We start from the raw sequence: 9,206 nt of genomic DNA on the forward strand, positions 1-9,206 counted from the left end.
TTTTACGTGGAGGTGCCGCCATGTTCCGACCCACCGCCCGCTACGTCCTGCCCGAGTTCACCGAGCGCACCAGCACCGGGACCCGCTCCATGGACCCGTACTCCAAACTGCTGCAGGAACGCGTCGTCATCCTCGGGACGCAGATCGACGACACGTCCGCCAACGACGTCATGGCGCAGTTCATCCATCTGGAGAGTTCGGCGCCCGGTCAGGACATCTCGCTGTACATCAACTCGCCGGGCGGCTCGTTCACCGCCATGACCGCGATCTACGACACGATGCAGTTCGTCACCTGCGACGTGTCCACCGTCTGCATCGGCCAGGCGGCCTCGGCCGCCGCCGTGTTGCTCGCCGCCGGCGCACCCGGCAAGCGCATGATCACGCCGGGGGCGCGCGTCCTCATCCACCAGCCGTCCTTCGGGCAGGCCACCCAGGGCACCATCGCGGACCTGGAGATCCAGGCCAGGGAACTGCTGCGCACACGGGAGAAGTTGGAGGAACTGCTGGTGCGGCACACCGGCCAGGAGGCGGCACGCATCAGCGCCGACATCGAGCGCGACAAGATCCTCGACGCCTCCCAGGCAGTGGAGTACGGGATCGTGGACCGGGTGACCCTCAGCCGCAAGACCGGTTCCACCCCGCACGGCATCCGGTGACACCGGTGGTGCCGGAACTGCCGGCGCTGCCGGCCCTGACCCGCTCCGAAGGTGAACTGGTCGACCGCTATCTGGAGATCGTGGACCTGTTGGGACGGATCAATCCGTCCCGTTCCCGCGACACCTACGGTGCGCTGCGCGCCGCCCAGGCGCTCGTCGGCAGGGCCACGGCGTTGCGCGAGACGCTGGCGGTGATGCACGCCCGCGGCGAGACCGAGGTCCACACGGGCACGTTGGGAAGGGCGCTGCGTGTCCTCGACGGCGAACGGCGGGCCTCCCTGGTGGCCGTTCCGCCTCCGCCGGAGCGCTGACGGCGCCCCAAGGCGACATACGGCCGCACGTTCGGAGTAGTCACCCTTGCGCGTGACGGGTGGTTGTCGCGACGCCGACTTGCGCGGCCCGTTCACCGCGGCCGCTGTTCCCGCCCAGGTCAACCGGCGTGCGCCGGAACGAATACCGTGGCGGCCGGCGCTCCGGACACCCGAATAGGTGATTGGTGAGGAAGATCACACAAAGCAGTTTCTGCCGTGTTTCGGGCGCTTTCGTGGGTCATGCTCCCTTGGACGACAAGACCCCGCCGCCGTGGTGGGGCGGTCCGAGCGGACGCCCAATCCTGCCGCCGCCCGGATGCCCGGTCGACACTGCACCGGCAGGAACGGAGGACCCAGGCACGACGGGGCCGGCCAGCGGTATCCAGGCCGTCCCCTTGGGGTGAAGCCGCGTCAGCGGCCGGGATTCTTCGCCTGCCCGAACCCGACAGGTCATCCTTCGCAAGCGGACGACGAAGGGTTTTGCATGGCCACCATCGGCATGTCCACGCGTCTGTCCCGCATGGGGGCCGCCTCGGTCCTCACCGCCGCGGCCGTCGCGGTTCCCGCCCTGCTACCGGCCACCGCCACGCACGCCGACGCGGCCACCGCCTCCGCCCAGGCGCTGCGCGTCGCGGCGTCGAAGAAGGGCTCGCCGTACCAGTGGGGCGCCGCCGGGCCGTACCGCTTCGACTGCTCCGGACTGACCCTGTATTCATTCGACAAGGCCGGCAAGAAACTGCCGAGAACCACCGGCGCGCAGTACAACAGCACCACGCATATCGGGGCTTCCAGCCGCCAGGCCGGTGACCTGGTCTTCTTCCACGCGGGCAGCAGCGTCTACCACGTCGGCATCTACGCCGGCAGCGGCAAGATATGGCACGCCCCCAAGACCGGCACCCGGGTCCGGCTGGAGAAGATCTGGGACGGCAGCGTCTGGTACGGCCGGGTCCGCTGACGCGGCGCGGGGCCCGAACCACCGGGCCCCGCGGCCGTGTGGGGGCAGCGAACGGAGCGGGCGGGGCGGGCGGATGCGACCAGCGCAGGCCCGATGGCACGGGGTGGGTGGACATGGCCGATCCGGAGGGCAACGAGTTCTGCGTCGAGCGCAGTGCCCCCGAGCGCGCCGAGGCGGATCGAGCGGCCCGAGCGGCCCGGGCATGAGCCTGGCGGGGCCGCCGGGTACGTCCCGGTGGGCGCGGAGGCGATCCTGGTCGCGGACCTGGGCTGACGTTTCCGGTCAGGTGCCCAGCGCGCGGGTCACTGCACCGGCGCGGCCCAGGGGAGCATGATCCAGACGGTCTTGCCGCCGTCGGACGTGGGGGTCACCGACAGCCGTCCGCCGGACTCCGCGGCGAGATGGCGGATGATGACCATGCCGCGCCCGTTGTCCTGCTGGACGGCGGCCGGTAGCCGCTGAGGCCAGCGCGGATGGCTGTCGGTGACCCCGATGCGCAGGTATTCGGCCCGTTCCAGCTGGACGTCCACGGTGAACGTCGGTGACTGACCGAGCGTGTGCAGCACGGCGTTGGTGGTCAGTTCGGAGACGATCAGCCGCACCACGTCGGCGGTCGGCGTGTGCTCGGGCATTCCCCACTCCGCCAGCAGCGCGCACACGTAACGGCGCGCGGTGGTGACCGAGGCGGGGTCGCTCGGCAGGGTGACGGATGCTTCCTGGAGGTCTGCCATGGCGACGCTGTCCCTTTCCCGCCGTGCCCCGAGACTCCGTCGTGCGGTCCACCCGCAGGGAGCCGCGGACGGCTACTTCGCGCCAGAGTGCCACCCATGGTGCCGCTATTGCGGCCGATCCACGGCGATATGCATATATCTGTCGCTCAAAGCGGTGAACTCTGCTACGCGAGAGCCTATTCAGGCGCAGACTGTCGCACTGGTGACGGTCTGAAAATTTCTTTCAGGAGGAGCGGCGCGCGATGCAACAGATCCCCGCGGTACGACGTCGAAAGCTCGGGGCAGAACTCCGGCGGCAACGCGATCTGGCCGGGATGACAAGCGGCGACGCGGCCAGCAGGGCCGGCTGGCACCAGTCGAAGGTGAGCCGTATCGAGACCGGTCGCAGCGGCGCCCGACCGGAGGACGTGGCGTGCCTGCTGGACATCTACGGCGTACGTGACCGTGAACTGCGTGACTTGTTGGCCACTTTGGCCGGTAAGGGTACCCAGCGCGGCTGGTGGCACGAGTTCCGCGACGTACTGCCCCCGGAGTACCGCGACTTCATCAGTCTGGAAACCAGCGCCTGCCGTGCGCGCACGATGGAGAACAGCGTGGTGCCCGGCCTGCTGCAGACCCCGGGCGTACGCCCGCGCACTCACCCGGTCGGTCCTCCCGGGGGTCGACGCACGGCAGGTGGACGCCCTGGTCGAGGTGCGGATGGCGCGGCAGGCGGTGCTGGAGCAGGATTCCCCGCTGGAACTGCACGCTCTTCTCGACGAGGCGGTCCTACGGCGCGAAGTCGGCGGAGAAGAAGTCATGGGGGCGCAGTTACGGCACCTCGCGGAAGCCGCCGTGCTGCCCCGGATACGGCTGCAGGTTCTTCCCTTCACGGCGGGCGGACACATAGGAGTTACCGGATCTTTCGTAATTTTCTCGTTTCCGCTCATTGCCGATCTGGACGTTGTTGTTATCGACCATTTGACGAGTAGTCTCTATGTGGATCGGCAAGATGATCTCAGGGCCTACAGCGCCGCGTTCGACCGATTGCGCTCCCATGCCCTGACGTACGACGACTCATTGGCGTTCATTTCCGGCATCAGCTCCGGGAACAACTCCGGGATCGGATCCGGGAACAGCTGAGGCGCGTAAGGAGGCACCATATGTCGGTACTGCCTCGGTACGTTTCTTCCAGTACAGCTCTTTCCGCGACCCGGTGGCAGCGCAGCAGTTACAGCACCGCCGCCAACAATTGTGTGGAAACGGCTACGTTGTCCTGCGGACTTCTGGCCGTGCGCGACTCCAAGAACCCCCGGGGGCCGGCGCTGCTGTTCGCGCCGACCGCCTGGGACACCTTCGTACGAGCGCTACGCGCGGGTGAGTTCGCCGGACCGGTCTGAGTCCTGCGGCGCCGTGCGCACGATCACCTCGACCGCCGCGGCGATCTGCGGATCCGTGAGATCGCCGCGGGCGGTCAACCGCAGCCGGGAGATCCCGTCCGGCACCGACGGCGGCCGGAAGCACCCCACCGCCAGACCCGCGGTCCTGCAGTCCGCCGCCCACCGCAGCGCCTCCGCGGCCGACGGGGCACGCACCGAGACCACACAGGCGTCGGGCCGGGCCGAGCGCAGCCCGGCCGTGGTCAGCCGGTCGTACAGCTGCAGCGCCACCGCCCTTGCCCGCTCAGCGCGCTCCGGCTCCGCGCGCAGCAGGCGCAGCGCGCCGAGCGCAGCGCCCGCGGCGGCGGGCGCGAGCCCGGTGTCGAAGATGAAGGTGCGGGCGGCGTTGACCAGGTGCTCGATGACCCGGGCCGGGCCGAGCACCACTCCGCCCTGGCTGCCGAGCGACTTCGACAAGGTGGCCGTCACGACCACGTCGGGCGCGCCGGCCAGGCCCGCGGCCCAGGCCGCGCCCCGCCCTCCCTCGCCCAGGACGCCCAGGCCGTGGGCGTCGTCCACCAGCAGCGCCGCGCCGTGCTCGCGGCAGGCGGCGGCCAGTGCGGGCAGCGGCGCCGCGTCGCCGTCGACGGAGAAGACCGAGTCGGACACGACGACGGCGGCCCCCGCGTGCGCGGCCAGCGCCTTGCGCACGGCTTCGGTGTCGCGGTGCGCCACGACCTCGGTGTCGGCGCGCGAGAGCCGGCAGCCGTCGATGAGCGAGGCGTGGTTGGAGCTGTCGGAGGCGATGAGGGTGCCGGGGCCGGTCAGCGCGGTGACGGCCGCCAGGTTCGCGGCGTAGCCGGAGGCGAAGACCAGGGCGGCCTCGAACCCGCAGAACGCGGCGAGTTCCGCCTCCAGTTCCGTGTGCAGCTCGGTGGTGCCGGTGACCAGCCGGGAGCCGGTGGAGCCCGCGCCCCACAGCAGGCAGGCGTCGGCCCCGGCCCGGGTCACTTCCGGGTGCCGGGCCAGCCCGAGGTAGTCGTTGCCCGCCAGGTCCAGCAGCGCCGACTCCGCCTGCCGCGGTCGCAGGGTGCGGACGAGACCGCCCTCGCGGCGCCGTGCTGCGTGGGCGTCGATCCAGTCGAACGGGTCGCGGCTCATCGGGGTCCCTGGGGTCGGCGGGGCGGGCTGGGGCGGCTCCGCCGGGGTGTCCGGCAGGGCGGGTGGGGCGGTGCGGTCGGGCCTGTCAGCAACGTACTGTCCGGGCCGCCCGGACAGGGTGTGGCGATACACACACCTACTGCCACCCCTGTTGTGCGGTCCATCATTGGCTCCCGGCCCCTCGGTGGGCCAGGATCGCCCCTATGGATCTGCTGAACACGCTGGTGGAAAAGGGGCTGCGCCGAGAGCCGCCCACCCGGGATGAGGCGCTTGCCGTTCTGGCGACCTCCGACGAAGACCTGCTCGATGTGGTGGCCGCGGCCGGCAAGGTGCGGCGCCAGTGGTTCGGGCGCCGCGTGAAGCTCAACTACCTGGTCAACCTCAAGTCCGGGCTGTGCCCCGAGGACTGCTCGTACTGCTCGCAGCGACTCGGCTCGACAGCCGGGATCCTGAAGTACACCTGGCTCAAGCCGCACGAGGCGGCGGCCGCCGCGACGGCCGGTGTCGCCGGCGGGGCCAAGCGGGTGTGCCTGGTGGCCAGCGGGCGCGGTCCCACGGACCGCGACGTGGACCGGGTCTCGCAGACGATCGAGGCGATCAAGGAGCAGAACGAGGGCGTCGAGGTCTGCGCGTGCCTGGGTCTGCTGTCGGCCGGGCAGGCGGACCGGCTGCGCGAGGCCGGCGCGGACGCGTACAACCACAACCTGAACACCTCCGAGGCGACGTACGGCGGCATCACCACCACGCACACCTACGCCGACCGCGTGGACACCGTGCAGCAGGCGCAGGCGGCCGGACTGTCGGCGTGCTCCGGTCTGATCGCGGGCATGGGCGAGTCCGACGCCGACCTCGTGGACGTCGTGTTCGCGCTGCGCGAGCTGGACCCCGACTCCGTTCCGGTCAACTTCCTCATCCCGTTCGAGGGCACCCCGCTGGCCGAGGAGTGGAACCTCACGCCGCAGCGCGCGCTGCGGATCCTGGCGATGGTGCGCTTCGTCTGCCCGGACGTGGAGGTCCGCCTCGCCGGCGGCCGCGAGGTGCACCTGCGCACCCTGCAGCCGCTCGCGCTGCACCTGGTGAACTCGATCTTCCTGGGCGACTACCTGACCAGCGAGGGCCAGGCCGGCCAGGCCGACCTCGACATGATCGCCGACGCGGGCTTCGAGGTGGAGGGCGCGGGCACCGTCACGCTCCCCCAGCACCGCGCGGACCTGGCACACGCGGGCGGCGGCTGCGGCTCCCACGACGACGCGGCCGCCGGCTGCGGTTCCGGCCAGGGCCAGGACGCCGGGTGCGGCTCGCACGCCGACGGCGGCGGCTGCGGTCCCTGCGGCGGCGCGGCGCGGACCGCGCCCGAGTCGGTGGCGGAGTCCGCCGGGTCGCCTGGGCAGGAGCCCGCCGGCTTGCCGGAGCAGGAGCCCGTCCCGGCGGGCGCCGCCCGCACCGGGCTGGTCGCCGTCCGCCGGCGCGGAGCGGGAACGGACCTGCCGCCCAATGCCTGAGCCGCTCGCCGCGTCACCGGTACCCGACGCGCTGACGCCCGACGCGCTGCTGGCCCTGGACCGGCAGCACGTCTGGCATCCGTACGGGCCGATGCCCGGCCGCCAGGAGCCGCTGATCGTCGAGTCGGCGGCCGGCGTCCGGCTGCGGCTGGCCGCCCCGGCGGAGGGCAGGACCGAGCTGATCGACGGGATGTCGTCCTGGTGGGCGGCGATCCACGGCTACAACCACCCGGTCCTCAACGAGGCCGCGCGCGGCCAGCTCGACCGCGTCAGCCATGTGATGTTCGGCGGGCTCACCCATGAGCCCGCCGTCCGGCTGGCGGCGAAGTTGGTGGAGATCACCCCGGAACCGCTGCGCCATGTCTTCCTCGCCGACTCCGGTTCGGTGTCGGTCGAGGTCGCCCTCAAGATGTGCCTGCAGTACTGGCGTTCGCTCGGCCGGCCGGCCAAGCGGCGGCTGCTGACCTGGCGCGGCGGCTACCACGGGGACACCTGGCAGCCGATGTCGGTGTGCGACCCCGACGGCGGGATGCACGACCTGTGGTCCGGGGCGCTCCCTCGCCAGGTCTTCGCCGACGTGCCGCCGCCCGGGTTCGGCGCCGAGCCCGACCCGCGGTACGCCGCGCACCTGCGCGAGCTGATCGGTCGTCACGCCGACGAGCTCGCGGCGGTGATCGTCGAACCGGTGGTGCAGGGCGCCGGCGGGATGGCCTTCCACTCCCCCGGCTATCTGCGGGTGCTGCGCGAGGCGTGCGACGAACACGGCGTGCTGCTGGTCTTCGACGAGATCGCCACCGGCTTCGGCCGTACCGGCACCCTCTTCGCCGCTGAGCACGCCGGTGTCTCGCCGGACGTGATGTGTCTGGGCAAGGCGCTGACCGGCGGTTATCTGACGATGGCGGCGACGCTGTGCACCAGCGCGGTCGCCGAGGGCATCTCCCGGGGCGAGGTGCCGGTGCTCGCCCACGGTCCGACGTTCATGGGCAACCCCCTCGCCGCCGCCGTCGCCTGCGCCTCGATCGACCTGCTGCTGACACAGGACTGGGCCGGTGAGGTCAAGCGCGTCGAGGCCGGGCTGCTCGAGGGGCTGGCGCCGGCCGCCGCGCTGCCGGGCGTGCGGGACGTGCGGGTGCTGGGCGCGATCGGTGTCGTCCAGCTCGACCACCAGGTCGACATGGCCGCGGCCACCCGGGCCGCGGTGGGGGCGGGTGTGTGGCTGCGGCCGTTCCGTGATCTGGTGTACACCATGCCGCCCTACGTCACCGGGGACGAGGACGTGGCGCGGATCTGCGCGGCGGTCGTGGCGGCCGCGGCCGCGGGCTGACACCGGGGGCCGGGCAACCGGGGGCGGACGGCGCGGAGCGGTCGGCGTGCCGCCCGGCATCGATACGAGGAGGAAGCGGTCACATGGCGGTACTGGCGGTCACGGGGACGGGCACGGAGATCGGGAAGACCATGGTGACCGCGGCGGTCGCCGCGGCCGCACTGGCGCAGGGTCTGAGCGTCGCGGTGCTCAAACCCGCCCAGACGGGCGTGGCGGAGGGTGAGCCCGGCGACGCGGCCGAGGTGGCGCGGCTGGCCGGTGGGGTCACGGCGGTCGAACTCGCTCGCTACCCCGAGCCCTTGGCCCCGGCGACCGCGGCCCGGCGCGCGGGCCTGCACCCGGTGCGCCCGGCCGAGATCGCCGAGGCGGCCGCGAAGCTGTCGGCCGTGCACGACGTGGTGCTGATCGAGGGCGCGGGCGGCCTGCTGGTGCGCTTCGACGACGACGGCTCGACGCTGGCCGACGCGGTGAAGCTGCTCGGCGCCGCCGTGCTGGTGGTGGTGCCCGCGGGCCTCGGCACGCTCAACACGGCCGCGCTGACGACGGAGGCGCTGGCCGCGCGCGACCTACGGTGCGCGGGCATCATCATCGGCAGCTGGCCGGTCGAACCGGACCTGGCGGCCCGCTGCAACCTCACCGACCTCCCGCAGTCCGCGGGGGTGCCGCTGCTCGGAGCGCTCCCGGCCGGCGCCGGCGCGCTCTCCCCGGAACAGTTCCGCGGTGCCGCGCCGGGCTGGCTGGCCCCGCAGCTCGGCGGCGTCTGGGACGCCGAGGAGTTCACCCGCACCGCGGGCGGTGACCAGCCGCCGCCCGCGGGGCTTCACGACCCGGTCTAGGCCGTGTTGTGAAAGTCCCGCCTGGCCCGCGACGCCTGGCACGCACGCCTGCTGCGTTGTCGGGCTCGTCCACGTACGTCCGGTACGAGGACGACCCTCCGCCTCGCGACGCACCGCGCCGGACGCCGCGCACCAGGCAAACCCTTCCGGCCAGAGCACTCGGCCGTGTCTGACACATCCCGCCTGGCCCGGGGCGTCTGGCACGCGCGCTCTCCCCCAGCTACCGCTGGGAGGGGCCCCCTGTTGTCGGGCCCGCCCCAGTACGTCCAGTACAGGGGCGACCCTCCGCCTTGCGATCGCACGCACCAGACGCCCCGGGCCCCGCCCTCCGGGCGGACACCGGTATGTGTCAGACACGGCCTAGATGTATTG

At 72.1% G+C, this 9,206-nt stretch carries 9 protein-coding genes, 1 pseudogene and 1 riboswitch; of the genes and pseudogenes, 8 read left to right on the top strand and 2 right to left on the bottom strand.

The genetic code is table 11. The features are described 5' to 3' along the window. Window positions 1-20 precede the first annotated feature (20 nt). The 3 genes from M2266_RS02780 (at window position 21) to M2266_RS02790 (ending at window position 1,922) form a co-directional block, all read left to right on the top strand. The gene (locus M2266_RS02780) at window positions 21-656 is read left to right on the top strand and encodes an ATP-dependent Clp protease proteolytic subunit (protein WP_277436643.1); all 636 of its coding nucleotides are present in this window, start codon (window positions 21-23) and stop codon (window positions 654-656) included. Between the two features lie 5 nt (window positions 657-661). Next, a complete protein-coding gene (locus tag M2266_RS02785) occupies window positions 662-967 on the top strand; it encodes a hypothetical protein (protein WP_277436644.1) in 306 nt (101 codons plus the stop codon). Between the two features lie 318 nt (window positions 968-1,285). Next, window positions 1,286-1,449: riboswitch (cyclic di-AMP (ydaO/yuaA leader) on the top strand. A gap of 2 nt (window positions 1,450-1,451) precedes the next feature. After that, entirely contained in the window at window positions 1,452-1,922 is a 471-nt protein-coding gene (locus M2266_RS02790) for an NlpC/P60 family protein (protein WP_277436645.1), read from the top strand. 302 nt (window positions 1,923-2,224) lie between these two features. Here the strand turns inward: M2266_RS02790 and M2266_RS02795 are convergent, their stop codons facing one another. Beyond that, entirely contained in the window at window positions 2,225-2,653 is a 429-nt protein-coding gene (locus M2266_RS02795) for an ATP-binding protein (protein WP_277436646.1), read from the bottom strand. Between the two features lie 242 nt (window positions 2,654-2,895). On the opposite strand from M2266_RS02795, the pseudogene M2266_RS02800 reads away from it, so the two are divergent. Beyond that, window positions 2,896-3,775: pseudogene (locus M2266_RS02800) on the top strand (helix-turn-helix transcriptional regulator). A 20-nt stretch (window positions 3,776-3,795) separates the two neighbouring features. After that, window positions 3,796-4,032 (top strand): DUF397 domain-containing protein, encoded by a 237-nt coding sequence (locus tag M2266_RS02805; RefSeq protein WP_277436647.1) that lies wholly within the window; start codon window positions 3,796-3,798, stop codon window positions 4,030-4,032. On the opposite strand, the gene M2266_RS02810 is transcribed toward M2266_RS02805, so the two are convergent. After that, on the bottom strand, window positions 4,000-5,172 hold the full coding sequence (locus M2266_RS02810; protein ID WP_277436648.1) for an 8-amino-7-oxononanoate synthase: 1,173 nt from the start codon (window positions 5,170-5,172) through the stop codon (window positions 4,000-4,002). The two genes, M2266_RS02805 and M2266_RS02810, sit on opposite strands and share 33 nt — an antisense overlap. Before the next feature lie 203 nt (window positions 5,173-5,375). On the opposite strand from M2266_RS02810, the gene bioB reads away from it, so the two are divergent. The 3 genes from bioB (at window position 5,376) to bioD (ending at window position 8,834) form a co-directional block, all read left to right on the top strand. Continuing rightward, window positions 5,376-6,674, top strand: a complete 1,299-nt coding sequence (gene bioB / locus M2266_RS02815; RefSeq protein ID WP_277436649.1) for a biotin synthase BioB — start codon at window positions 5,376-5,378, stop codon at window positions 6,672-6,674. After that, on the top strand, window positions 6,667-7,998 hold the full coding sequence (locus M2266_RS02820) for an adenosylmethionine--8-amino-7-oxononanoate transaminase (RefSeq protein ID WP_277436650.1): 1,332 nt from the start codon (window positions 6,667-6,669) through the stop codon (window positions 7,996-7,998). Before bioB ends, M2266_RS02820 begins: the two co-directional genes overlap by 8 nt. Window positions 7,999-8,081: 83 nt before the next feature. Next, a complete protein-coding gene (gene bioD / locus M2266_RS02825; protein ID WP_277436651.1) occupies window positions 8,082-8,834 on the top strand; it encodes a dethiobiotin synthase in 753 nt (250 codons plus the stop codon). Window positions 8,835-9,206 lie beyond the last annotated feature (372 nt).

The organism is Streptomyces sp. SPB162 (genome assembly GCF_029504575.1).
Classification (GTDB): Bacteria; Actinomycetota; Actinomycetes; order Streptomycetales; family Streptomycetaceae; genus Actinacidiphila.

Coding starts and splice junctions, on each gene's coding strand:
- M2266_RS02780 (WP_277436643.1), top strand. CDS start 21: ATGTTCCGACCCACCGCCCGCTACGTCCTGCCCGAGTTCACCGAGCGC.
- M2266_RS02790 (WP_277436645.1), top strand. CDS start 1,452: ATGGCCACCATCGGCATGTCCACGCGTCTGTCCCGCATGGGGGCCGCC.
- M2266_RS02795 (WP_277436646.1), bottom strand. CDS start 2,653: ATGGCAGACCTCCAGGAAGCATCCGTCACCCTGCCGAGCGACCCCGCC.
- M2266_RS02805 (WP_277436647.1), top strand. CDS start 3,796: ATGTCGGTACTGCCTCGGTACGTTTCTTCCAGTACAGCTCTTTCCGCG.
- M2266_RS02810 (WP_277436648.1), bottom strand. CDS start 5,172: ATGAGCCGCGACCCGTTCGACTGGATCGACGCCCACGCAGCACGGCGC.
- bioB (WP_277436649.1), top strand. CDS start 5,376: ATGGATCTGCTGAACACGCTGGTGGAAAAGGGGCTGCGCCGAGAGCCG.
- M2266_RS02820 (WP_277436650.1), top strand. CDS start 6,667: ATGCCTGAGCCGCTCGCCGCGTCACCGGTACCCGACGCGCTGACGCCC.
- bioD (WP_277436651.1), top strand. CDS start 8,082: ATGGCGGTACTGGCGGTCACGGGGACGGGCACGGAGATCGGGAAGACC.